This window comes from Streptosporangium sp. NPDC002607, from assembly GCF_053592655.1.
Map to the genome: position 1 here is coordinate 290,398 of NZ_JBSFWD010000004.1, position 24,424 is coordinate 314,821.

At 67.9% G+C, this 24,424-nt stretch carries 16 protein-coding genes and 1 pseudogene; 10 read left to right on the plus strand and 7 right to left on the minus strand.

Going from position 1 to position 24,424, the window contains the following annotated elements:
• Positions 1 to 4: 4 nt before the first annotated feature.
• From ACWD3H_RS07045 to ACWD3H_RS07060, 4 genes and pseudogenes are all read right to left on the minus strand, one after another.
• Positions 5 to 1,637 (minus strand): annotated as a pseudogene (locus tag ACWD3H_RS07045) (IS1182 family transposase).
• Between the two features lie 135 nt (positions 1,638 to 1,772).
• Positions 1,773 to 2,390: a hypothetical protein gene (locus tag ACWD3H_RS07050; RefSeq protein WP_451954351.1), complete on the minus strand. Its 618-nt coding sequence runs from the start codon at positions 2,388 to 2,390 to the stop codon at positions 1,773 to 1,775.
• Between the two features lie 267 nt (positions 2,391 to 2,657).
• Positions 2,658 to 3,671 (minus strand): cytochrome d ubiquinol oxidase subunit II, encoded by a 1,014-nt coding sequence (locus ACWD3H_RS07055; protein WP_451954352.1) that lies wholly within the window; start codon positions 3,669 to 3,671, stop codon positions 2,658 to 2,660.
• Positions 3,672 to 3,675: 4 nt separating this feature from the next.
• Positions 3,676 to 5,058, minus strand: coding sequence for a cytochrome ubiquinol oxidase subunit I (locus ACWD3H_RS07060; RefSeq protein WP_451954353.1), 1,383 nt, complete (start codon positions 5,056 to 5,058; stop codon positions 3,676 to 3,678).
• Between the two features lie 473 nt (positions 5,059 to 5,531).
• On the opposite strand from ACWD3H_RS07060, the gene ACWD3H_RS07065 reads away from it, so the two are divergent.
• The 4 genes from ACWD3H_RS07065 (at position 5,532) to ACWD3H_RS07080 (ending at position 9,215) form a co-directional block, all read left to right on the plus strand.
• Positions 5,532 to 6,110 (plus strand): hypothetical protein, encoded by a 579-nt coding sequence (locus tag ACWD3H_RS07065; RefSeq protein WP_350965039.1) that lies wholly within the window; start codon positions 5,532 to 5,534, stop codon positions 6,108 to 6,110.
• A gap of 333 nt (positions 6,111 to 6,443) precedes the next feature.
• Positions 6,444 to 7,040, plus strand: coding sequence for an HD domain-containing protein (locus ACWD3H_RS07070; RefSeq protein ID WP_451954354.1), 597 nt, complete (start codon positions 6,444 to 6,446; stop codon positions 7,038 to 7,040).
• 56 nt (positions 7,041 to 7,096) lie between these two features.
• On the plus strand, positions 7,097 to 7,399 hold the full coding sequence (locus ACWD3H_RS07075; protein ID WP_451954355.1) for a type II toxin-antitoxin system VapC family toxin: 303 nt from the start codon (positions 7,097 to 7,099) through the stop codon (positions 7,397 to 7,399).
• Positions 7,400 to 7,571: 172 nt separating this feature from the next.
• Positions 7,572 to 9,215: an N-6 DNA methylase gene (locus ACWD3H_RS07080; RefSeq protein WP_451954356.1), complete on the plus strand. Its 1,644-nt coding sequence runs from the start codon at positions 7,572 to 7,574 to the stop codon at positions 9,213 to 9,215.
• Positions 9,216 to 9,616: 401 nt separating this feature from the next.
• Here the strand turns inward: ACWD3H_RS07080 and ACWD3H_RS07085 are convergent, their stop codons facing one another.
• A complete protein-coding gene (locus tag ACWD3H_RS07085; RefSeq protein ID WP_451954357.1) occupies positions 9,617 to 10,657 on the minus strand; it encodes an FUSC family protein in 1,041 nt (346 codons plus the stop codon).
• A gap of 159 nt (positions 10,658 to 10,816) precedes the next feature.
• Between ACWD3H_RS07085 and ACWD3H_RS07090 the strand changes: the two genes are divergently transcribed.
• Positions 10,817 to 11,029: a hypothetical protein gene (locus ACWD3H_RS07090; protein WP_451954358.1), complete on the plus strand. Its 213-nt coding sequence runs from the start codon at positions 10,817 to 10,819 to the stop codon at positions 11,027 to 11,029.
• Between the two features lie 59 nt (positions 11,030 to 11,088).
• Positions 11,089 to 11,712: a DUF6461 domain-containing protein gene (locus ACWD3H_RS07095; protein ID WP_451954359.1), complete on the plus strand. Its 624-nt coding sequence runs from the start codon at positions 11,089 to 11,091 to the stop codon at positions 11,710 to 11,712.
• A gap of 359 nt (positions 11,713 to 12,071) precedes the next feature.
• Here ACWD3H_RS07095 and ACWD3H_RS07100 read toward each other — a convergent pair whose 3' ends face one another.
• Both ACWD3H_RS07100 and ACWD3H_RS07105 read right to left on the minus strand, forming a co-directional pair.
• Positions 12,072 to 13,331 carry an McrC family protein gene (locus ACWD3H_RS07100; protein WP_451954360.1) on the minus strand — a complete coding sequence of 420 codons (1,260 nt, stop codon included), beginning with the start codon at positions 13,329 to 13,331 and terminating at the stop codon, positions 12,072 to 12,074.
• Positions 13,328 to 15,511: an McrB family protein gene (locus tag ACWD3H_RS07105; protein ID WP_451954361.1), complete on the minus strand. Its 2,184-nt coding sequence runs from the start codon at positions 15,509 to 15,511 to the stop codon at positions 13,328 to 13,330. Before ACWD3H_RS07105 ends, ACWD3H_RS07100 begins: the two co-directional genes overlap by 4 nt.
• Before the next feature lie 519 nt (positions 15,512 to 16,030).
• On the opposite strand from ACWD3H_RS07105, the gene ACWD3H_RS07110 reads away from it, so the two are divergent.
• The 4 genes from ACWD3H_RS07110 to ACWD3H_RS07125 are packed head-to-tail and all read left to right on the plus strand — an operon-like array spanning position 16,031 to position 24,352.
• Complete coding sequence (locus ACWD3H_RS07110; RefSeq protein WP_451954362.1) at positions 16,031 to 17,572, plus strand: DUF2397 domain-containing protein; 1,542 nt, start codon at positions 16,031 to 16,033, stop codon at positions 17,570 to 17,572.
• On the plus strand, positions 17,569 to 18,810 hold the full coding sequence (locus ACWD3H_RS07115; RefSeq protein ID WP_350965177.1) for a TIGR02678 family protein: 1,242 nt from the start codon (positions 17,569 to 17,571) through the stop codon (positions 18,808 to 18,810). Before ACWD3H_RS07110 ends, ACWD3H_RS07115 begins: the two co-directional genes overlap by 4 nt.
• Positions 18,807 to 23,024 carry a TIGR02680 family protein gene (locus tag ACWD3H_RS07120; RefSeq protein ID WP_451954363.1) on the plus strand — a complete coding sequence of 1,406 codons (4,218 nt, stop codon included), beginning with the start codon at positions 18,807 to 18,809 and terminating at the stop codon, positions 23,022 to 23,024. The genes ACWD3H_RS07115 and ACWD3H_RS07120 overlap by 4 nt, the downstream gene beginning before the upstream one ends.
• Positions 23,021 to 24,352 carry a TIGR02679 family protein gene (locus ACWD3H_RS07125; RefSeq protein ID WP_350965171.1) on the plus strand — a complete coding sequence of 444 codons (1,332 nt, stop codon included), beginning with the start codon at positions 23,021 to 23,023 and terminating at the stop codon, positions 24,350 to 24,352. Before ACWD3H_RS07120 ends, ACWD3H_RS07125 begins: the two co-directional genes overlap by 4 nt.
• Positions 24,353 to 24,424: the final 72 nt, after the last annotated feature.

The following is a 24,424-nucleotide window of genomic DNA, read 5'->3' on the forward strand; positions in this document are numbered from 1 at the left end:
CGGCTCAAGCCACGGGACGCAGCGCCGCGAAGTGAGAGGTCCGCGTCGGAGCCAATGGGGTGCCGGTAAGCCAGGCGTCGAGCCTGGTGAGGTTCATCGCGGCGGCAGTGAGCAAGTGCTGGAGATGGGTCTTGGCGGTCCCGTGATAACGGGACCGCCGCAGGCCGAAGCCTTTGACGCCCTGCGCGATGGTGCCTTCGATGCCGGCCCTGTGGGCGTAGCGCCGTTGCCATCCGTCAGCCTTTTGCGCAGCTCGTGCCCTCAGCAACGCCTCATGTTCTTCACGAGGACGCAGCGTGATCCGTCGGCCTTTGGCCGCACGCGTGCACAGCTTCCGGCTGAGACAAGGGCCGCAATCCCGCATCGAAAAGCGGACGCGCACCACCGGTGTTCCACCTTGATCGATCTCCTGTGCCCAGTTCAGGCTTGTCGCCCCGGCAGGACAGATCATGGACTTACCGGCCCAGTCGATGGTGAAGTCACTGACAGCGAACCCTTTGCCATCAGCGCTCTGCCAGGCGTTGTCGGGCATCATCAGGCCCAGGAGTACGGGCCGCGCGGACCAGGTTATGGGCGCTCATGTAGCCCTTGTCGACCAGATGAACCTTTGGTGTGAGCCCACGCGTGGCGAGACCGTCATGAACCTCGTCGGTGGCTTCGAAGTCGTTGCCCGGCGAAGGCGCCGTAATGACGTGGGTGATCAGGTGCGGGCTGTCATCGGCGCAGGTTTCGGTGAGATGGACCTTGTAGCCGTCCCAATGAGAGTCGCGCTTGGTCCCAGATCGCGCATCGCTTTCATAGGGTGAGATCTGGCGGATCGTGGACGGGGGCTGTTCACTCGGAGCCCGCCAGCGGAGCTGACCGTCAATGGTGATGTACTGCTGGATCCATACATGGCGCAGGGTCTGAACCGCTGGGATGTCGCGGAGCCATCTCGGTGCGGCTTTGGCGTAGACGGCGTGCAGCACGCCGATCCCGTCGGTGCCGATCTCGTGGCCGAGTTGGATGCGTTCGGATTTGTTCTTGGGGAGCCGGTAGTCCTCGGTTCTGGCTTCGTAGCGATCGAACCATCCGGGTTCGGCCTGGTCCAAGAGCCATTCAGGCGCGGCGGCCGCGAGTGCGTTGAGCGCGGCGCGTACGGTCTCATGCACCTGCTCCAGCCGGTTCAGCGTGCGGACGGCCGTGAGCACGTGCGTGGAGTCGGTGCGTTGCGGGCCACCAGAGCGAAGCAGGCCGGCCATCACAGCGCGGTCCAGGATCACGTCCAGCACTCGCTGTTCGAGCCCGCCTGCGATCAGACGACCCCGGAACTCGCTCAGCACCGAGTGGTCGAAGCCGGGGTCGGTCAACTCCAGGCCGAGTGCGTACTTCCAGTCGATCCGGGCTCGGACGGCCTCGGCTGCCTGCCGGTCTGACAGCCCTTCGCCGAACTGCAGAATCGACACCAGCGCCAGTCGGGCTGGTGACAGTGCAGGGCGACCGCGCGTGGAGAACGCCGCGGCGAAGTCCTCGTCGTGGAATAGAACGCCCAGCTCATCTCGGATCCGGATCGCCATGCTTCCTTTAGGGAAGGCTGACCGGGCCACCGTGATGGTGGTCGCTGGGATCAGATCTGAACCTGTCGTTCGTAGCGACACTCCACGACTCCATCCGTGAGCGAGCACAACAGAAGTGGCCCCATGATCACATGCGTGATCATGGGGCCACTTCTGTTTGATCTACTTCGCCAACAGTGTCCCGGGAAGGCGAGCGGGGCCGTGCTGCGTGCGCGACTAGTTGGGGGTGGGGGTCGTCGTGGGGGTCGTCGTGGGCGCCGCAGCCGGCGCCGGGGAGGTGACCGGGGCACCGCCCTTCTTGCAGTTGCCCGTCTTGAAGACCGCGGGGTTCGGGTCGACGTCGGTGCAGGTGTACTGCTTCCCGCCGGGAATGCCGAGGGCTGCGAGGTCGAGGGTGATGTACTTGAGCTCCGAGGCGTCCTGCCCGTCCTTACCGTCGACGCCGTCCTTACCGGGGGCGCCGTCCTTACCGGCCTCTCCCGGAGCGCCGGGCTTACCGGCGGGCCCCTGCGGGCCGGTCTTACCAATCGGCCCCTGCGGGCCGGTCAGGCCCTGCGGGCCCTGAGGACCTCGCGGACCCGTCTCCCCCTGCGGGCCGGGGCCGGCCACCGTACTCTGCCCCTCGCCGGCCTGCTTGGTCCACCACACCTTGACCTCGGTGGGCTTGCACTTCGTGGTGGCGTTGACGAGCCGCACGTAGCCGGTGCTCTTGGCCTTGCACGCGTAGATGAGGTCAGCGCCTGAGGTCTGTGCCGCCGAGGCGGTGGTGACGCTGGACAGGCCGACCGCAAGGACCGCGGTAGCCGCGATCGCCAAGGGCGTCTTGAAACGCATATAGAACTCCAGAAAAGAAAGGGAAGACCGTGCCGCGGCTCGACAACAGTGGCAGCTGGGAACGGTCCACGCTGCCATATCGGATCATGTAATGAAAAAGAGACCAGTTCCTCCGGTGGCCGGTCTGGGTTCCGGCAGCATCTCCATACCGGCCGTGCTGGAGGGGCGCACCCGCGCGGTGATGGAGCGGGTGGACATGACCCGCGACCCGGCCGGCGATTTCGGCCGGCCACGGGTGCTACGCCCCGGCGTCCCGTACCGGCTCGGTCAGTCAGACGCGTCAGAACGGTATGACCAGCGCCTCTGCAGCAGGAACAGCAGGGCCAGGGAGGGCACCAGGAGCAGCGCCCCGACGGCGAGCGAGATCAGCGTCGCGGTCAGCACCGCCGGATGCGCCGCGGCCTCGTTCACCGTGAGGGACGGCGGAAGCATCAGGGGATACTGCGCGAGTGGCCAGCCCCACAGCACCGCGGTGACGGCCAGCGCACCGGTGATCCGGACAAGCGTGAAGCTCCGCCGCCACAGCAGGACCAGGGAGAGCAGTCCGAACACCGCACTGGCGATCACCAGGGGCAGCGCCCGGTGGGTGAGTCCCTCGAACAACCGGGGCGCGTCCGCCCGGAGCACCGCGATGCCGGCCAGCGCGACGACTCCGACGCACGATCCCGTGATCAGCGCCTTGGTCCGGAAACTCTCCGCCAGGTGCGACATCCCCGCCCGTACCGCGTCGTCGCACAGGTATATCGCGGCCAGGTAGGCGCAGACGCCGACCGCGAGGACCCCGCCCAGCATGGAGGTCGGGTTCAACCAGCCGGTCACGACGTTTCCGACCGCGAGGCCCACCGGAACACGTCCCGAGGCGACCCCTCCGGCCGCGGCGCCCAGGAAGAAGGGGGTCAGCACGGAGGAGATCGCGAAAGCGGCGCCGAACAGGCGTTTCTGCCACAACTCCGTGGCGGCCTTACGGAAGGCGAAGGCGGACCCTCGGGCGATGATGCCGAACGCCACCAGCGTCAGCGGGATGTAGAGGGTCGACATGACGGAGGCGAAGACCGGCGGGAACCCGGTCCACAACATGACGAGCACGAAGATCAACCACACGTGGTTGGCCTCCCAGACCGGCCCGATGGAGTGCTCGATGAGGTTGCGCTCCGGCATGCCCACTCTGCTGCGCCCGGCCAGCAGATCCCAGATACCGCCGCCGAAGTCGGCTCCGCCCAGCAACGCGTAGCCGGTCACCCCCACCCAGAGCACGAGCAACACGATCTGCGCCGGGTCCATCGGATCAGTCCCGTTCCTGAGGGGCGTGCAGGAGCACTTCGCCGGGGATCTCCTCCGCCGGGACCTCCTTGGGTTCACGTGCCAGCCGCCGCAGGACGTAGCCGATGGCGACGGTGAGGAACAGATAGACCAGCAGGAGGGCGAGGAACCCCAGCCACAGCCCAGGGGCGGGGTTGACTCCGTCGGCCGTGCGCAGCCTGCCGTACACGACCCAGGGCTGCCTGCCGACCTCCGTCACGATCCAGCCCGTCTCCACCGCGACGACGGCGGCGACGCCGCAGACGGCCGCGAGTCTCAGGAACCACGGGGAGCGCGGCAGGTCGCGCCGCCGCCACCAGGTCAGGGCGAACCAGGCCGCCATCAGGAGCAGGAAGAAACCGATCCCCACCATCATGTCGAAGGCCAGGTGCACGGGGTTGACCGGCGGGCGGTCGGCCGCAGGCGCGACGTTCAGCCCCTGGACCACGGTGTCGGGGTGAAAGCCCACCAGCATGGAGAGGCCGTAGGGAATCTCCAGCGCGTAGCGCAGTTCGTCGTTCACCACGAAGCCACCGATGCTCAACGGCGCACCGGCGCGGGTCTGGAAGAGAGCCTCCGCGGCGGCGAGCTTGACCGGCTGGTTGGTGGCCAGGAATCTGGCGATGAAGTCGCCCACCACGATCTGGATCGGGGCGAATATCGAGCCGAGCGTGAAGGGAATCAGGAATCCCAGCCGGTGGTAGCGATCCCGCCGTCCGCGCAGCAGGGCCACCGCGTACACCCCCGCGACGAGGAATCCGGCGACCATGAAGGCCGCCACGATCATGTGCGTCGTCTGCAGCGGCGTGGCCGGGTTGAGCATCGCGCCCCACGGGTCCACGCTGGTGATCTTCCCGTCCTTCGCCTCGAACCCGACCGGCTGGTTCATCCACGCGTTGGCCGACACCACGAAGAACGCCGACGCGGTCCCCGCGATCATGACGGGAATCCCGGTCAGCAGGTGGATCCTGGGCGGTAGCCGGTCCCAGGAATAGAGGTAGACACCGATGAAGATGGCCTCGATGAAGAAGGCGATCCCCTCCAGCGCGAAGGGGAACCCCATCACCTGGCCGTAGACGCCCATGAGGCCCGGCCAGAGCAGGCCCAGTTCGAAGCTGAGGATCGTCCCCGAGACCGCCCCGACCGCGAACAGCACCCCCACGGCCCTGGCCCACTTGCGGGCCAGCCGCATGTAGTTGTCGTCGCCGGTGCGGATCGCCCGCCACTCGGTGAACACCAGCAGGACCGGCATGCCGACCCCCATGCACGACAGCACGATGTGCCAGCCCAGCGACACCGCCATCTGCAGGCGTGCCGCCAGCAGATCCGTCGCGCTCGCCGCCTCGGCCAGCGTGCTGATCCCCGTCACGGCACGGACACTTCAGCGTGCGTGACACGGCGGCCGGTCTCCCCGTACGCGTCCAGCCACTCGCCCCGCATCTGAAAACAGCATCTGACCTGCATGGAAGCGCTCTTCCCTGTGGGTATGAGCCACAAACGACGGGAGGTCGTGTCCATGAATCCGGTGCGAGATGCCGCGTCGGGAACCGGTCACAGATCGCCCCTGACCAGATGCGGGGATAAATCGGTCTTATCGCCACGAAAAACAGGCCAGTTCCTTGATCTGGGTGATTCCGCACGCCGACGTGCGGAATCACCCAGATCAGGGATCAGTTGCGTCTTCCCTCGGTGTGCCCGGAGACCTCGGCCGCGACAAACAGGCCATTTGACCTGGGTTCGGATGAACCGCGACGACCTCCCATGCCAATGGTCAAGCTTTGCCCCTTCCCCACTCGCTATTTCTGAACATAGCGCCACTTCGGCCTGTTGTAGGCTGCCGACGTGAGCGCCGCCGCCCCGTCCCCCCGGTCCAGATTTAAAATATCCATTTTTCTGAGTTATCCGAAACCATGTAACTCCCGGCAGGAGGCGTTCGTCGAAGCACTCTGCGGCTATCTCGACGACCGCGGTTTCGCGCCCCGAACCCTGGGCGTGACGGACTATGACATGGACGCCCCCTTGAAAGCGATCCGCCGTCTGATGCTTGAGTCAAACGCCTTGATCACGATCGCCTTCCGCCGGACATACGTCGAGCGAGCCGTTGGAAACCATCTGGCCGACTTACCGGGCCGTTCCCCCTACATCATCAGCGACCAATGGCTGACGAGCCCTTGGTCGCACATCGAGCCGGCCATGGCCTTCCAACTGGGGCTTCCCTCTCTGATCCTGCGGGAGCGCGGTGTAATCGCCGACGGCATACTGGAAAAAGGCGTCCTGGGCAGCTACATGCCGGAGTTCGACACCTCCACGCCCGTGGACGACTACTTCGACTCCCCCGAGTGGCGTGACCTCATCTGGAAATGGGAGAGCCAGACCCGAAAAGTAGTGGAGACCAAAGGGAATCCCCCGAAACTGTATTGACTCATGTCATCGGCATACGACGACAGCGTCATCCTTGAGCGACGCGGCACAGCCGTCGTCAGCCGGAGCCTCACGCATCGCGCATCCGCCAGGGCCGGCGACGCGACCCGGGTGGATAACCCTGGAGCGCGGTTACGCGTCAGGCCGGCTCGGCGGCGACAGCGCCACGGCGGGCGCGTGTGCCGCCTCGCCGGTGAGCAGCCGTCCTCTAGTGGTGGACGATCAGGGCGGCGGCGCACGCCAGAGCGACCACCCCGAATCCGATGCCGACGAAGAGCACTGAGCTGATCCGCGACACCGAACAGCGGCGTCACAGGTGGTTAAACTCCCGGCATGCGGATTCCAACGGACAGAGAGATTCGCGCGCTGCACGCGAAGTACGCGCCGACCCGGGAAGCGTTCGATCTCGTCTACACCCACTGCGAAATCGTGTGTGGAATCGCGGAACAGCTCCTCCCCCGTGCCGACCCCGATCTCGATGCGGACCTGGTGCGGGCCGGCAGCCTGCTTCACGACATCGGGGTGTACCGGCTGTACGACCAGGATGGAAAGCTCGATCACGCACGCTATGTGCGTCACGGGATACTCGGCTACGAACTCCTCCTTGACGAGGGGTTCCCGGAGAAGATCTGCCGCTTCTGCTCCTGTCACACCGGGGTGGGAATCAGCCGTCACGACATACGGCGGCAATGCCTCCCGCTGCCACCTGCCGACTACATGGCGGAATCAGCCGAAGAAGAACTTGTGATGTACGCGGACAAGTTTCACAGCAAAACCGATCCCCCGACATTTGTCTCCGCCACCTCCTACGCCACTCAGGTCCGGCGCTTCGGCGAGGAAAAGGCCGTGATCTTCAAGTCGATGTGCGAAAGCTTCGGAGTTCCCGATCTCGCACCGTTCGTCACCACGTACGGGTACGCCGTGGTGTGACACGCTCTCCATCGAGTCGGCGTCAGCGACTGGCCCGTAAGGTGCACGCCCCGGCCTTGATCGACGTGGAGATCGCATCGGTGGTGCGCGGGCACGTGATCACCAGTAAGCCGGAGGTACGCATCTCCGAGGCAAGGGCCCGGATCATGCTGGAACACTACGCCCAACTCAAGATCGCGCGGCATCCGATGCTGCCTCTGCAGCCGCGGGTGCTGGAGTTGCGGAACAATCTCACCGCGTATGACGGCATGTACGTGGCCCTCGCCGAACTGCTGGGGGTGCCGCTGCTCACCGATGACGCCGAGTTCGCCGGCTCCGCGGGGCATCGAGCGGAGATCCACCGCTACCCACCGCCCTGAAACCGCTGTCCCGCGCCCTGCCTGGTCCATCACAGTGATCAAAGAGTATGGGGCGGTACACCTCCATATCGTTCAGTCCGCGATGCGGCACAAGTGTCGTCGGGTATCTCTGTTGACGATGTCAATGCACCCACTACCTGGTGGTTCCTACCACCACGTGTACTGTTTCCCCATGAACACCGATTCCCGAGCCAGTGCCGATTCCCTGGTCTCGGCTGCGGAGATCGCGAAGTTGGCCAGGGTGACGCGGGCCGCCGTCTCCAACTGGCGCAGGCGGCACGCCGACTTTCCCACACCGGTCGGCGGTGGGGCGCACAACGCCCTGTTCACCCTGTCCGAGGTGCAGACCTGGCTGGACCGGCACCGCAGGGGCGGCGAGGTCTCCGGCGAGGTGCTCGTCTGGCAGGCCCTGCGCGGGGTGTACGGCGACGACATGACGCGTGGCCTCGCCGACGTCGCCGAGTTGTTCACCACCGGGTCCGCCACCTCGCTGGATACCGGGATCCGGTCGCTGGTAAAGGATCTGGCCGCGCAGAGCTCACCGGCCGAGGTCGTCGCGGGGCTCACCGAACGCCTCATCGACTCGGCGGGCCGGGCGGGCTCGGAACAGGTATCGACCTCTCGCCTGACCCGTGCGGTGCGGCATTTCGCGGGCTCGGCGAGCGGCACCGTCTTCGACCCCGCCTGTGGAATCGGATCCCTGCTCCTCGCGCTCGGCGACGGCCCCGAGGTCACCCTGGCCGGGCAGGAGGCCGATCCGTCGGCCGCCCGGCTCGCTGCGTCCCGTACGAGGCTCGCCGGGAAGACGGACGTGACGATCAGGGTGGGCGACTCGCTGCGCGACGACCGCTGGCCGGAGCTCCGGGCGGACCTCGTGGTGTGCGACCCGCCGGTGAACGTCCCCGATTGGGGGCGCGAGGACCTGCTGCTCGACGCCCGCTGGGAGTTCGGCGTTCCCACCCGGGCGGAGAGCGAGCTGGCCTGGTTGCAGCACTGCTACGCACACGTCGCGCCCGGCGGCAAAGCGGTCTTCGTGGCCTCCGCCTCCGCTGCGTACCGCAAGGCAGGCCGCCGGATCCGTGCCGAGCTCGTACGGCGCGGCGTCCTCACCCAGCTCATCGCACTACCGGCGGGGATGGTCGCCTCCCACGCCCAGCCCGTGCACCTCTGGCTGCTGGCGCGGCCCTCCTCCCCCGACGGCGCGGCCTCCTCCGTCCGGATGACGGACCTCACGGCCAACGACCCCGACGGCCCGTTCGACCCCACTCCGGACCAGGTCGTGGACGTAGCGCTGATTGACCTGCTCGACGAGACGGTGGACCTCACCCCCGCACGCCACGTCGCGGCGGCCCGCACCGACCAACTCATGGAGTACACGTCCACCCGCGAGGTCCTGGCGGCCAAGCTCCGGGAGCTACTGGACCTGCTGCCGCCGCTCGCCTCCGGACCCGGTTGCCTGGAGGGCGCCACGATCAGGGTGGCCGACCTGGCCCGTGCCAAACTCGTCGAGGTCATCGAAGGGGAGGCCGTCTCCACCAGCGACCAGCTCGACACCGACTACCTGCACGGCTTCCTGCGCAGCACCGCGAACACCCGGCGCTCCACCAGCGCCAGCGGCAGCTTCCGCACCGACATCCGCGGCTCGCGCATCCCGCAGATGAGCATCGACGACCAGCGACTGTACGGCACCGCCTTCCGTGCCCTCGACGAGTTCGAACGGCGCGTCCGGGAACTCACCGAACTGAGCGACTGCGCCGCCGCACTGGCCCGCGACGGCCTCACCGGCGGAGCCCTGCGCCCTCGCACTGACCGGTGAAAGGCGGAGCATCTCCCCGCCGACGTGTCCGGCTCCGGCCAGAGCAGCGGTGAAGCCTTTACCGGCTCACCACACCAGGGGAAGGGCGGCTGCTGCAAGTTCGCGCACACCTCCGATGACGGAGGTCACCATGGCGCTACTTCCGGCGCCTTACCTGTGGTTACCATCCCCCGCCGCACAGTGGCGACAGCCGGTACGGCGGGAGTCTCACGCCGACCACGCCAGGCCAAAAGAGCACCCGATCGGCAAACCGACATCGTCGTCCACCCTGCCGCCCCGACCGGCGACCAGCGCGCCGATCCGGCCCTGGCCGCCATCCACCCCCGCCTGACGCCTCTGACCCGCTGGTCCATCACAATCGACCGTCTCACGGATCTGGCGAGCCTTCGGGCTGTTCGGCCTCAGCCGCGCGTGCTCTCGTCGCCCCGCTCGTTCAGCGGGGTCAGCGTGGCCGAGGCCGCGTCGTGGTCCATCCCGGTCGCCTCGAGCAGATCGACGGCGATGGAGCGCAGCTGCGCGATGATGACGTTCGCGGAGAAGCCCAGGGTTTTCGGCCGCTCCCGCGCGGCGAGGGCGAGCAACGCCTGCCTGGCCAGCATCGGTTCGCGCCCAGCCCCCAGTTCGAGCTGCAGCAGCAGCGCCGCCTCCGAGACCTCGCGCAGCAACTCGGCCAGCGCGGCCGGTGGCGGGCCGGCCTCACCCAGCGCCGCGAGCGTGCGGCGGACCAGCATCCGCGCGTTGCGCAGCGCCAGATCCACCGGTATGGCAGCGGTCTCGTACCTGGTCAGTCTGGCCCGGTGATGCCAGTGCAGCGGCGAGATCATGATGATCTCCTTGCTGTTCTCCAGCGCCGCCTCGAACTCCTCGACCGCCGTCTGGGTCCTGCGTCCGCCCTCCAGGGCCTCGGCGGCCAGGTCCAGATCGCCCTTCTCGATCGCCTCCGCCGCCTGCTCCAGCATGGTGGAGAAGGCGTCGAGCACGCCGGACAGATGCCTGCTCGCGATGGCGAGCGGGCTGGCGGGCAGCAGAGCGACCGCGGCGATGCCGATGACGCCGCCGGTGAGCGCGTCGGCCATCCGGTCCAGCCCGCCGACATCCTCGCCCGGCACCACCATGGCGACCAGCACCGCGGACGACCCGACCTGCGACACGAACAGCTCACCGCTGTTCAGCAGCCCCGCGACGCTCATCGCCAGCGCGATCACGAGCGCCATCTGCCAGGGGCCCGAGCCGATCCACGACACCAGCAGGTCGCCGATGCCCACGCCCAGACTGACACCGACCACCAGCTCGACCACCCTGCGCAGCCGCTGACCGAGCCCCACACCCACGCAGATCATCACGGAGATGGGCGCGAAGAGGGGGTGGGTGTGGCCGAGCAGATGAACGGCAACGATCCAGGCCAGCGCGGCGCCCACGGCACACTGCGCGATGGAGGGCACAATAAGGCCAAACGCCCCCAGCCGCTTCCTATCCTGATCACTGAGCCACGTTCGCACTCCTCCACGATGGTGGATCTTTATGATATTAAGATCATATTTGCCCCGAATTCCTCTGATTCGGACCATTCGGCCAAGGTCAGGGGGCCACGGCCTCACGGAGTGGGTCTGACCGAGGGCGGGTGGACGGTCGGTGACAACCTCACCACCATCGCCTGGGGCCGCGCGGTGGGACTCCAGACCATCCGGATCAGCCAAAGCACGTGGCCCGACCACGAGCACCAGGCCGACCACCTCGTCACCGAGTCCCTGGGCAGCCCTAGAGGCCGGCCGAGCCGCACACCGCTGACCGGCTGGACTGGTCCAAGGCGGTGATCGACAGGTCGCAGGTGCGGGCACTCAATTGCGTCGGTGGGTGCTGCGAGCATGACGGGATGATCGCGACTCCTGACGACTACTCCTGGTTCTCCCCCGAGCGCTTCCCCAACCTGGCGGATGCCTACTGCTTCACCTACGTCCGCGGCCTGACGCCTGAGGAAGTGGTGCCCCGGCTCGGCGTCCGGGTTGAAGACTGCTCTCGCGTGACGCTTGATGAGCTGATCCGGCGGCAAACCTTCGGTGCCGTCGCCGTTGGAGACTGGGTACTCCTCGTCGAGGCCTACAGTGGGCTTGGCGTCACCGAAGAGATCATTATGCCGCTGTCGGCGGGCACCCGCCTCGTTTCCCACTTCTACCTCGACGTCGACGACATGGACTACCTCCACTGGATCGACGACGGGAAGATCCGGTTCGAGTTCGCGTATCAGGAAGGCTATTCCCACTGGATCAAAGACGGGAAGATCCAGTTCATGTTCAGGCACCATGAAAGCTACTCGGAGGAGATGCCAGACGAACTCGCAGAGACCATGGAGCGGATCGGCTCCACCTACCCACCGCACACCGATCCCCGCAAAGGGCCGGCGTTCCTCATGGCCGAGCGCCTCACCGGGATCACGATGACGCCGCAACTGCTGGAGGAGTCCACCTACCTGGGCGGAGTCGTTCCCAGATCGAGGTGAGCGGAACCCGCCGTCCACGGCCCCCGAGGGTCGACCGCGGACGGTGGATCACTTCGCCGAGCGTTCCCGTGGAGTGGAAGAGCGACTGGAGCCGTTGCGGCTGAGCACAGAGGAAGTGCGCGTTTCGCAGGTTCTCCTCGGCACCGTCGCTGTTTCGGCGTCCGGTGCGGCAGCGACGGAACCAAGGAAATACCCCGCGCCGCCGCCGACCGAGCCGGTCCCCGGCTCTCTCGCCCCACTCCTCGACTGGATAACCGCCGATCTCGACCGGCCGCTGCCCCGGAGGGCATGGCGGCCCGGTCGGGGATGTCGGCGCGTACCCTCAGCCGCCACCGCCTGCCCCTGTCCAAGATCCGCTGTCATGTTCCCATCCGCACACCGGAGACCGGATCGATCTCGTCGGCCGGCGGGCTCGATCCGGTCGCCATGGCTGGTCGTCCGGAACGTTCCGTCAAGCGCCCGGCCAACGTAGCCACGGCGTTCGACAGGTCAGCAGGTTCCTGATCGAGGTCCAGGACGTGTACGTGCACCCTGATATCCGAGTTCTCGATCTGGTACGGCTCCGCTGACGGCGTCCCGGAGGCGTAGACGAGGTGCCCCTCGGTGAGACCGAGAGCGGTGCAGTAGGAGATCAGTTGAAACAGATGCCCCGTCGGCGGAGCACCGTCCAGCGTCCGGTATTTCGCGTCGACGACCGCTTCGGGCCGCCCGTCGCGATGGACGAGGATGTCGGGCCGGAAGAGCACTCGCCTCTGCCGATCCAGCCGGTGCCCCTGCTGGGCGGCACAGCGCAGGCCGTACGCCGGGAGCGCGGTGGTGAGTTCCCGGGTGAGGAAGCGTTCGAAGATCTGGGCCATGTTCAGGATGAACCCGTCGATCTGTATCGCCCGCGTCCCCTCCTGCTGAAGTGAGGCTCCGGAAAGGAGCAGTTCGGCCAGCCGGAGCGCGGGGACATATCGCTCGTTGAGCCGGGTCGGTCGCCATGGCGGCAGCGGCGCTCCGGGGCGGACGGGGACGACGCCGACCAGCCGCGCGCTCAGATGTCGCAGCAGCGCGAGCGTGGTGCCCGCAACGTCAGGCAAGGCTTGGGCGAGTTCGATCGCGCCGAGCAGGATCCGGTTCTCGGGGATGTCGGCCAGGTAGTCGTCGTAGGCGACCTCGATCGCGGTGGGCAAGCCCATCCGGCGGCTCAGCTGGGCGCTGGTACGTATCCGGCCTCGCACGACGGTGAGAGCGTCCTCGCGGTGGACATAACCATGCAGAACCCCGCCGTGAAGCACACGCTCCGCAGCACGGGCGAACACGGTGGTCAGCGCTGGGACGAGCAGGTCGTCGGCAGCGGCGGTGATCTCGCGGTTCTGCCAGATGTCGTCGCGTTCGAGCAGGCCGAGCAGCCGCCGCACCGGCAGTTTCGGCCGGACGCGCATCTCGACGGCGCCGTCGCCGTGGCCCAGCCGTACGGTCCCGACCCGCTGGCGCCCGGCGAGCCGCCACAGCCCGCCCCCGGTCGGGGTGATGGCGACCAGGTCGGGAACTGTGGCCAGCGTGGCGACCTGCGCCGGAGTCAAGGGCCGGGGCGGCTCGGCCGTGGCCTCTTCGAGGTGGAGATGCAAAGTCACGGCAGGGTGTGGCCGAGCGCGGCGAGCAGGACCGTTAGGCCGTACTCGGTCTCGATGTCGTCGATCTTGCCGTAGAACTGGTCTTCCAGCAGGGGCAGGATCTCAGCCGCCCAGATGAGCTCCAGTCCACGCCGGGTGGCCACGCTGGGCGTCATCAGGTAGGAGGGGCCGACGGCGCGGTCCGGGTCGTTCAGGCGGCGGTTGACCTCCTCCAGCAAGAGCGCGGGCAGGACGGGGAGGCGCTCGCGCTCCAGCCAGCGGCGTAGCAGCCCGTCGACCGGGGGCCGGTCAGGGGTCAGGGCGCGGAAGACGAACCGACGGCGCATCGCCGCGTCGATCAGTGCCACCGAGCGGTCGACGGTGTTCATCGTGCCGATGACGAAGACGTTCTTGGGCAGCTTGAACGGCTCGTCCGGCGAGTACTGCAGGGTGATCTCGTGGTTCCGGTACTCCAGCAGGAAGTACAGCTCACCGAACACCTTGGCCAGGTTGGCGCGGTTGATCTCGTCGATGACCAGGACGTACGGCCGATCCGGCTCCTTCTCGGCGGCCTCCACGGCGTTCTTGAACGGGCCGGGCACCAGGTCGAAGCCGATCGTGCCGTTCTCGCCGAGCCGAGGGCGGAAGCCTTCGATGAAGTCCTCGTACCCGTAGGAAGGATGGAACTGCACCAGGCTGGTGCGATCAGGACCGGCCAGAGCCTCGCCGAGCTTGGTGGCCAGGTAGGTCTTGCCGGTGCCGGGCGGGCCGTACAGGATCATCTGTCGTTTGGTGGTCAGCAGGTCGGCGGTCTCCCGCAGCCAGCCGAGCGGCATGAGCAGGTCGTCGGCGAACATCTGGGTGAGTGCCGGGACGATCAGGTCGCGGGTCTCGTCCCGGGCCAGCACCTCGTCGGTGAGCTGTTCCTCCAGTCCGGCGCCGGTGGCCAACGCCGCGATCACGCTGGTCAGCTCGCAGATCGTCATCGTGGTCTTGAGCTTGGCCTGGGCTTCCTCGGGGAGGGCCTGGCGGCTCAAGGCGACGGGGTTCCACTCGACCGCGCGGCGGCGAGCCAGGCCACGGTCGGCGGATTCGTCGTGATAAGCGTCACCGGTGACGGTACCGACATAGACGGCGTCACCGTCGACGGTCGCGACGAGATCACCAGGTTGGAAGCCGCTGAGGAACCGCCACAGCTGCCCGGTCGCGGCATCCTTCGCGCCTTGTTTGGCGTCGGGGAGTCCGGCGGCGACAGCCTCCTTGACCTGCTGCCGGGACGCGCTGGCCGGTAGTCGTTCGATGTCCGCAAAGCTGACCGAGCAAAAGCCCTCACTCAACCACAGCGGGATCGCGTTGACGCCGTCGACGTTGGCCCCGCGCACCAGCCAGCCCTTCTGCGGCCGCGGTGGCGGAGGCGGCTCCCAGCGAGACCGCCAGGGCTCCTCGTAGAAGCTGAACTGTCCGCCGTGTTCCGCTTCGATCCGCTGGCGAATGGCGTAGATGTCTCGGTCGAGATCCCCGGTCGGCTCGGCAAGCCGGTCGGTGAAGGCGTCACGGATGAGTTGCTTGTTGCGCTCGACCGAGACGGGGGCGAACACATCGGGGAACAGCAGGAACAGCAGCACGTGGAACTGGGCGCGAGCCCGCGACTTGCCGTCGTAGTCGGTGAGCACCGATTCGGCCAGTTCCCGGAAGCGCCACGGATCCCGCAGAGCGGATTCCCGCTCCTCGGGCGACAGCTTCACCAGCAGCCGTGTGAGGCGGATGAGGAAGGCGAACTGGGCCCAGCGGTAGTTGAGGAACGCCTGGCCCCCCTTCATGTAACCCGGTGAGGCCGCAGCGGCCAGCCCCTCGGGCACCTTCACGGGGAAGGACGCCCACGAAAGCACGCTGTCCAGGATCTCGAATTTACGATTGACACCGATCGTGGCCGGGCTCAGCGGCATGACGTTGAGATAGAGCAGTTCGGCGGCGAGCACGATCGCCTCGTCGCTGCCTTCGGCGATCTGCCGTTCGAGCTTGACCAGGAACTCGTCAGAGGACTCGTCGAAGTTCTCCACGAACCGGCGGAACAACTCGTCCGCCATCTCGGGGGTCCAGGCGCGCAGGCCGGGAGCGAACGACGACTCCCCGGTCAGAACACCGTTGTCGACCACCTGGCGTGCCGCACGGCACACGACCACGCCCTGCTTCCGATCCACATGAGCCCCTTCCGCGTAATCTTGTCCCCTACACATCTTCATGTGTCCCGCAGGACGTTACGCAGGGTTGACCAGAAGGCGTTTCTCCCTCGCCTCTGTGCTCTTGGCCAGCAGGCTCCACCTACACCTACACCTACACCGACCTGACCGGCGGAGACCCTTCCCCTCGACATAACAATCGAACGGTTGCGCTAACGCGCCGCAAAAACACCACGATTAGACGTTTCGGCCAAACAGTCAAAGATGACGAAATATAATACTCGAAGCTGCGACACCCGTGCCGTAAAGATCAAAATCCCCCTTTGTCCCTATTTGACCACTTGGTCACCGAAAGCATCCTTAGTCCCGCGAGGGATTTCGGCTTGCCGAGTGGCGTTCACCCGGCCCGCCTCGACAATATTTTCGAATACGATAGATGGGGCCGACTTTTCAAAAATGTCGGAGTATCTGCATAACGTAGGCGGATACTCTTCGGCGAGTGATGACTTGTGCTGATCACACACACAAGATGGGTAAGACATGGAGCTGGACGACCCGAAGGATTTTCCGGCGGAGGCGCGAGCGCGACTAGACCTTTATCGGTACGCGACCGCCGACAAGCACGCCCATGAGTACGTAGCGCTGATGCGGCTCTTCACCAACACCTTGCTCACGGATTTGTCAGCCACGGAGGCCGCCGCGCTGCTGGAGGAGGCCGGGATCACGCTGTCGGCGGACGACGTCGAAGACCGATGCCGACGACTCGAATCATGGGGAAATCTGGTTCGGTCGGTGCGCGACGCCCGGGTGGCGACCGTATCCGAGTGGCTGCGCTCCCGTTCCCGATATCAGATCTCGAAACTCGGCGGCAGGGCACACCGGCAGGTCGAGGAGCTGCTCTCCGCGACCGACGGAGCGCGAGAGGTGGCCCGTGAGCTGCTCGGGAGCACAGCCGAGATCCTCGACCACATCCTGGCGCGGCTCTCGGGCGGCCGGCGGATGGACGCCGAAACGCTGGCCGCCGATGTAACGACTGTCTTCAACAACCAGCGATTTTTCACCGAAAGCGTGCGAGATTTCTACGCTTATCTTCATCAGGTCATGTCCCGATATGACCTGGCGGGAGCCGAGTACGCGGCGTTCAAAACCCTGCTCCTCGAATACGTCGACCTCATATCAGCCGATGTCGCCCGGCACGCGCCCGCGGTCGCCGACCGGCTGGACAGGATACTTCCCGATCTTGACCGGCTTCTCGCGGTGCTCGCCGCACTTCCTGGACTGACCGGTCCTGATGGCAGCCCGGCCGAGCGCTCGCCTGGCCGGACTGCCGCCGAGTGGACCGAGCTGGCCGCGTGGTACGGCAGGGACGGCCGCTCGGGGCCCGCTCAGCTGCGTGCGGCGGCGGAGCAGGCACTCGGTCAGCTCCTCGCGAACGCGAAGCGCATGCTGGCCGCCGCGGGCACCGGAGTGTCCAGGCGTGCCGATCTCCTTCGTCTCGCGACATGGTTCGCCGAGGCCGACACCGAGGAGGCGCACCGTATCTTCGCGGCGGCGTTCGGCGCCTACCCCTCCCGGCACCTGCTCATGGGCCCTGACGAAGTCGGCGGCCGGGCCACGGCGAGCACCTCGTGGTGGGACGCCGGCCCGGTCGACGTACCGGTATCGCTGCGGGAACGTGGTGATCGCGCGGCGCGGGGGCGCACGGCACGCGTTCCCGACCCGGGTCTCGACCGTGAGCGGCTGTTGGCGGAAGCGGACGAGGAGGTCGCCCGCAAGGCCGGGGCGGCGGCCGAGCTCATCGCCGTGGGAGACCTGAGCGAGGCCAGGATCACCCGTGCGGCCTGCGAGCTGTTGCTGGACAAACTCTCCGATCTACTGGCCGTCACACCGGATCTGACCGGTCCGGTCACGTCCGTGGACACAGACCTGGACCTGGCTCTGGTCGTCGTGCCCCGCCCGGGAGGCATAACCCGCGTGTACTCCGATGACGGCCGGCTCACCGTTCATGATCTGGGCCTGAGCGTCACCTCGCTCACCGACGTCGCCATGGCCGATGACGACCAGACGGGGACTGAGGGATGACGATCGCAGCCCACGACGCCGACGAGCGACGCATCGCCGCCCGTGCTCTTCTCGCCGACCCCGTACTCACCTCGCATCGGCACCCTGAGCAGCTCGCCCTCGTACGCAAGCACTCCGGCGCGCTCAAGTCGACCTTCGCCAGATCGCTGGGTTATGCCCTGGTGGTCGAGACCGGTTTCGCCCGGCTGGTCAAGACACCGCTGACACCCGACGCCCCGGTCCGTCCCGCTCGTCGCCCCTCCGGCAGCGAGTTCACGCCACGGGCCTACGCCTATCTAGCCCTGGTCTGTGCCGGCCTGCTGGCGTCGGATGTGGGAGAACAGGTCCTGGTGTCGCAGCTCGTGGAGCAGATCCGGGCGGACGCCGCCGCCACGGGCATCACGATCGACGACACACTCGCCGAACGACGCGACCTCGTCGCCGCGATCGACTTCCTGCTCGCCTGGGGTGTGCTGACGGAAACGGACGGAAGCGTGGTGGCATGGGGTGAGCGCCGCGAAGAGGCGTTGCTGACCGTCAACCGGAGCCTGCTGCCGCACCTGGTCGCGCGCCCCCTCTACCCGCTCGCGCGTCCCGAACTCCTGTGGGCCGACGATCCGAACCTGCCCGACCAGCCCCGTCGTTCCCTCCGTCGCAAGCTGGTGGAGAACCCGGTGGTGCATCGCGGGGATCTCAGCGAAGCTGAGCGCGACGTGCTGAGCAGGGAGCGCACCGAGCTCACCCGCGTTCTGGACGAGAGTTTCGGCCTGGGTCTCGAAGTCAGAGCGGAGGGCGCCCTCGCGTACGACGCGGACGAACGACTCACCGATGTCGCCTTCCCCGGCACCGGAACCGTGCGGCAGGCCGCGCTGCTTCTCCTCGACGCACTCATCGAGGTCCTCGAACCGAAGACCGCCGGGCAGGTGATCCTCGACGGCCGGACCATGACGGGCGTGCTCGCGCCGTGGCCGGTCGTCGACGACAGACTGAGCGATCTCGCGCTTCGCCACGCTAAAGCATGGCGAAGCGACATCGTGAACGATCCGACCCGCTTCCGGGACGAGGTCGTTCACCTGCTGGCGTCCGTGGGCCTGGCCACCGTCGTGACCGAGGGAGTGGTCGTTCATCCGGCCGCCGCCCGTTACCGACCCAGCGTACGAGACGTGTCGGCCACGACACGCGCCAGGCGGCGGCTCGGCACCGATCCGCAGGAGACACAGGACCCGTTGTTCACCGACGAGACCGGAGAGACGGCATGACCACCATGGATCGTACGAGTCCGATCTCCGTGATCGACAGGTCCGCAGGCCTTGAGCAGACCCCGCCACAACACCATCCGCATCGGTGGCGCCTGCATCGGGCAGGCATGATCAACGTCTGGCACTACTACGAGACCGAATTCGCCTTCTCGGGTGGACGTCTGGTGCTGCGAGGCACCAACGGTTCGGGGAAGTCCAGGGCCCTGGAAATGCTCCTGCCCTTCCTCCTCGACGGTGACCGCCGCAGGATGGACGCGACCGGATCCGGCCGCGTGCGCCTCGAGGACCTGATGCGCGCCGGTGGGCAGGAGCAGACCAACCGGCTTGGCTACCTCTGGCTGGAGCTCATCCGCCACGGCGACGGCGGGGAGGCCTCGGACGGGACGGCAGAGCCGGAGTACATCACGCTGGGGGCACTGGTCCGGTTCGCGAAATCCACCGGCGAGGCGAAAGCATGGTATTTCACCACACCATGTCGAGTCGGACACGACCTGATCCTGCTCGGCGACGACCGTACCCCGCTGTCGCGTGAGGGGCTGGCCGAGGTGATAGGCGCAGATCGCATTGCCGACTCATCGGACGTCCATCGTGAGCGCGTCCGCGCCACGGTCTTCGGGCTGACGGGCGATTCGGGCAAGGAGCGTTTCGCAGGTCTGCTCCAGTTGCTGCGGACACTTCGGGCCCCGGATGTCGGCAATCGGATCGATGAGGGCAGGCTGCCGCAGATCCTGGCCGACGCGTTGCCGCCGCCCAGTGAGGCCGCACTGTCGCGAGCGGGCGAGCAGCTCGACGGTCTCTCCGAGACGCGCGCCGCTCAGCAGAGGCTGGAGATGGCGTACCGGGTGGTGTCCGGATTCCTCGACATCTATCGACGATACGCCGTGGGTGTCCTGAGCGAGACCGCCGACGCCGCCCAGGCAGCCGTCACCGCCGTCCGGAAGGTCGAACGGCGTGCTGAAAAGCTGCACGACGACCATGTGCTGTTGGCCGAGCAGCACATGCAGGCCGAGGCCAAGACGGCGGAGCTGGCGACTGACGAGGAGGAGTTGCGCAGGAGCGCCGAGGGCATCCGCGCCTCGAAAGCGTACGGCGCCGTCCGTGATCTCGACGAGCGGGAGCGTAAGGTCCAGGCGCTCGGGGGTACCGCCGAGTTGGCGATCCGGATGGCGATCGCCGCCCGGATCGACGAGGCGAGCAAGGTGGCGGGAGCCGACGAGCGGGCCCGCGAGGCCGTCGAGGCGGCCCGCATCGCCGCGGAGGCCATCGAGGAGACGCGGGATCCGTTGCTGGGCGCCGGTGTACGCGCCACCATGCCCGGTGTCGCCTGCGTCATGACCGACGGCGAAGCGGGTGCTATGGAAATGGTCAGGCTCGGTCTACACACCGAACCCGAGCCGCTCACCCGCCCGGTCCCTGCGCGCCTGGAGACGACTCCCTCGGACCTGGGCGGCGCTGTCGACCAGGTGAACAAGGTCTCCCACACGGCGACACAACGTGGTACGCACGCGGGCACGCGCCTGGAGCAGGCGCGCCGTCTCGACGAACAGGCACGCGATGTGGAATCGGCCGACAGGAAAGCCTCCGAGGCCGAACAGCGGCTGACCGACGCCGTGACGGAGGCGGAGGGGGAGGAAAGGGCCAGAGACGCCGCCGCGCTCGCTCTCGCGCGTGACTGGACGGCTTGGATAACCGGTGAGCGGACCCGGACGTTGCTGAGCGGCGTCGATTGGGCGGCGACCGCTCTCCGGCCGGTGCTCGACGACACCGGCGCGCTCGTCGGCGACGACACGATGGATCTGCTCACCGCGCTCGACCACGTGGTGAGGCCGGCCGCCGACGCGGTTCACGACCGGCTCTCCCGCGCTCTCGCCATGCTCGACTCCGAGGACCGGGCGGACAGGGAACGACGGCAGGTGCTGGAGGACGAGCGGAAGGGGTTGCTCGCCGCGCGCGATCCGGATCCGCCCCTGCCGCACTGGACACGCAAGGTGGGCGGCGACGAGGTGCCGTTGTGGCGTGCCGTCGACTTCGCCGCCCAGCTGGACGAGGGGCAACGCGCGGGTCTTGAGGGCGCCCTGCTCGCCTCGGGACTGCTGACGGCCACGATCACGGGCAGCGGTCTCGCGGCCCCGGACGGCCGGCTCCTGCTGCGCGCAACCGGCCCCCTCGCCGCGAATCCGCTGAGCGACGCGCTGGTCGTCGAGACCGCGTCCGCGCTTCCGGCGGAACTGGTGCGCGACGTACTCGACCGCGTCGCGCTGGGCGATCAGGACCACCCCACCTGGGTGGACACCGAGGGTGCCTGGGGCAACGGTCCCCTCACCGGTCGCCACCGGACGGCGACGGCCCGGCATATCGGCGCGGCCGCCAGAGCCGCCGCCCGGGCCGCCCGGCTCACCGAGATCGACGTCTCGCTCGCCGCCCTGGCCGGTGCCGCCGAGAACCGAGCCCTTCAGCAGGAGGCGCTGCACGACGAACGCGACGCGCTCGACTCTCACCTGCGCACCGCGCCGACAAGCGAGTCGGTCCGGTCAGCCCACACGCTGACGGCCGCCGCGAGGCAGCGGGTGAAAAAAATCGAGCCGATGTGCCACGAAGCGCGCAAGGCCGCTGTCGACCTCCGCCGGGAGTGGACCGCCGCCCTCGCCGCGCACAGGGCGGCATGTGCCGAATTCGACCTGCCGACCGCCGCTGACGAGCTCTCTGCGGTACAGGATGGGCTCCGGGACGCCGTACGCCTGTGCGGGACGGCCGCACAGCGCCTGACAGAGCTGCGCCACCGTGTCGGCCTGCACGCGAACGCCGTGGCCCGAGCGCGGGCATCTCGGCGACCACGACACGATGCCGAAGTGGCCGCCGCCGAGAAGTGGGGTACGTGGTACGGGGAGGCCGCGGAGCTGGCCGCGATCAGGGAGAACGTGGGCGCCACGGCCGAACAGGCACGAGCCGATCTGCACTCCGCCGAGGCGGGGCTGGTGGCGTGCCGTCGTGAACTGGAATCCACCCGCAAGCGCGCCGCCGAGCTTGCCGGGGAGAAGGGCAAGGCCGAAGCCCAGGCGCAGATGGCCCGGGAGGACGCCCAGCGGGAGCGTGTCCGGCTCACCGAGGCGGCGGAGAGGCTTCTCGCCCGGCTGACACTTCCCGGAGTGGCGGCGGCCGCGACCGGGCAACCTCATTTCCACGTCCCGTTGACACACATCGATCCCCCCAACGTCGAGGCGGCCGTCGGGGTCGTGATGGCCGCACTGGACAGACGCGGACAGGTCGCCGACGAGAACGCGCTGATCCGTGCCCAGCAGATGGCGGAACGCGAACTCGCCGGCGGCTTCGACGTCATCCCCACGGTGCGGGACGGCGTCCGGTTGACGGCGATCGCCGACGCGACCGGCCAGCGCTCCCTGTCGGAGGCCGCCGCCGATCTCCACCATCAGTGCGAAGCGGGACGGTTGGCGCTGAGTGACCGCGAACGACGCGTCTTCACCGAATTCATCCTCGGCGGCGTCGCCGAGGAACTCCGGCAGCGACTCAAGCAGGCCAAGGAGCTGATCCAGGCCATGAACGTGAGCCTGGCCGGCATCAGCACCAGCCACGGCATCGGGGTCAAGTTGCGCTGGAACCTCTCCGAGGCCGCGGGCCCCACCGTCGCCAGGATCCGCGCGCTCGTCGCCACGGCCGGCGACGTACGCTCCCCCGAGCAGGAGAACGAGCTGACCGAGCTGCTCAACGCCCGTGTCAGCGAGGAGTTCGCCACGGATCCGACCGCGGGGTACGCGACCCACCTGAAGTCGGCGCTGGACTACCGGTCGTGGCATGAGATGGAGGTCGTCATCACGGGCCCCGCGCAGGGACAGGAACGGAAGATCAGCCGACGGGCCAAACTGAGCCAGGGGGAGATCCGGTTCGTGTCGTATGTGACGTTGTTCGCCGCGGCCGACGCCTACCTGTCCGGCCTGCCGGACACGGCCCGCGCGCTCCGGCTCATCCTGCTCGACGACGCCTTCGCCAAGGTCGACAACCGCACGATCGGAGAGCTGATGGGCCTGCTCGTCCGGCTCGATCTGGACTTCGCGATGACCGGCCACGCGCTGTGGGGCTTCTATCCGCAGGTTCCCTCGCTGGACTGCTACGAGATCCGGCGCGGGGAGGGCACCGCCGCGGTGACCACCCGCATCCACTGGGACGGCCACAATCGTCATCTGCGGCCCGCCCGGTGAGCCCGCCCGCCGAGCCTCGGCTGCCGGAACGCACCCGACGCTACCTCTCCGCCGCCTGCCTCGCTCCCCTGTGGACGGCCGTACGCGGCAAGCTGGAGCGCGGCAGGCTCGCCGTGGCGGGAACGGTCACCGTGACGCTCGACGAGAACGGCGCCGACCGGCTGTCCGGCCTGCTCGGCAAGCCCATCGCCGCAGGCCGGATCCGCGTCTCCCTCACCGCGCTCGACGAGGCCCTCCGGTCCTCGGCGGCGGCCGCGGGCCTGGTCACGGTCGTCGCGCAGCTCACCGGAGACGGTCTTGTGGATCGAGCGGCCGTCAAAGAGAAGGCGCACGCCTCATGGGCCGGCGTATGGGCGCGACTGGACGCCGCCCTGGCGTCCGCCGGAGCCGTGCGGACACATTGGGCCCCGGCGTTCGTCGAAGGCATACGTCGCTCGGGACTGCTGACCCGGGCCGGTATCGATACGGCCGCCGTGGCGGTCGCCCAATTCGCGGCCGTGCTCGCCGAACTCTCGGCATCGGGTGGTTTTGGCGGCCCCATCACGCGAGACCCCGGCTGGGAGATCGCGGAGCTGGCCGGCCGCTGCCTTGGCGACGCGCACGGCCTCGACGACGGCAGGCTCCCCGGTTCGCTCGTGTTGCGTGCGGCGGCCGCCGCGTTCGGCGTCGCCGTACCGGAGACGGCCGAGGAACGGCGTGACCTGTGGGCGCGCCTGGGAGTCGCGACCGATCTGGTGTCGGGCACCGTCCTCGTCTGGTCCCTGCGGCCACCAGGGAGCGATCCGTGGTCGGCGATGATGCGGGAACGCGCCGATATGGGGCTGGTCACGCACCTGACCCTGCACGAACTCCGCGGCGCGGCGGCGGACGCGCGGCTCGCCGCCCCCGGCACGCAGGTGTTCGCGTGCGAGAATCCGCAGGTCCTGCAGGCGGCGGTGAGGGCGCGCGTGGCCGTCCCCGTGGTCTGCCCGGCGGGTAATCCGTCCGTCGCGGGCTGGGTGGCGTTACGGCGGCTCGTGGACGCGGGTGTGACCGTTCGCTATCACGGCGACTTCGACTGGCCCGGGGTCGCGATCGCGGCCCGCATGTTCGCGGCCGGTCTGAAGCCGTGGCGGATGAGCGCCGACGACTACCGGAATGCCGTGGCTACCCTCCCGCCGGACGCGAGGCTCGCCCTGACCGGCTCGCCGAACCCGACACTGTGGGACCCGGTCCTTGAGGACGCGATGTGCCGCCGAAACTTCGCCGTCCATGAGGAGATGCTGCTGCCGACCTTGCTCACCGATCTGCGCGCATACGAGGCGGCTCCATCAGCCCTCCCATCGTGAGCGACGGTTCCGGTGCGGGGATGACATCAGGGCCCCGGCGTTCTTGAGTTCTGATGCGGTATGGCGCGGTTG

Bases quoted from the DNA above. Each gene is read 5' to 3' on its own strand.
- ACWD3H_RS07115 (WP_350965177.1), top strand. From the start codon at position 17,569: ATGACGATCGCAGCCCACGACGCCGACGAGCGACGCATCGCCGCCCGT.
- ACWD3H_RS07070 (WP_451954354.1), top strand. From the start codon at position 6,444: ATGCGGATTCCAACGGACAGAGAGATTCGCGCGCTGCACGCGAAGTAC.
- ACWD3H_RS07120 (WP_451954363.1), top strand. From the start codon at position 18,807: ATGACCACCATGGATCGTACGAGTCCGATCTCCGTGATCGACAGGTCC.
- ACWD3H_RS07050 (WP_451954351.1), bottom strand. From the start codon at position 2,390: ATGCGTTTCAAGACGCCCTTGGCGATCGCGGCTACCGCGGTCCTTGCG.
- ACWD3H_RS07110 (WP_451954362.1), top strand. From the start codon at position 16,031: ATGGAGCTGGACGACCCGAAGGATTTTCCGGCGGAGGCGCGAGCGCGA.
- ACWD3H_RS07080 (WP_451954356.1), top strand. From the start codon at position 7,572: ATGAACACCGATTCCCGAGCCAGTGCCGATTCCCTGGTCTCGGCTGCG.
- ACWD3H_RS07095 (WP_451954359.1), top strand. From the start codon at position 11,089: ATGATCGCGACTCCTGACGACTACTCCTGGTTCTCCCCCGAGCGCTTC.
- ACWD3H_RS07055 (WP_451954352.1), bottom strand. From the start codon at position 3,671: ATGGACCCGGCGCAGATCGTGTTGCTCGTGCTCTGGGTGGGGGTGACC.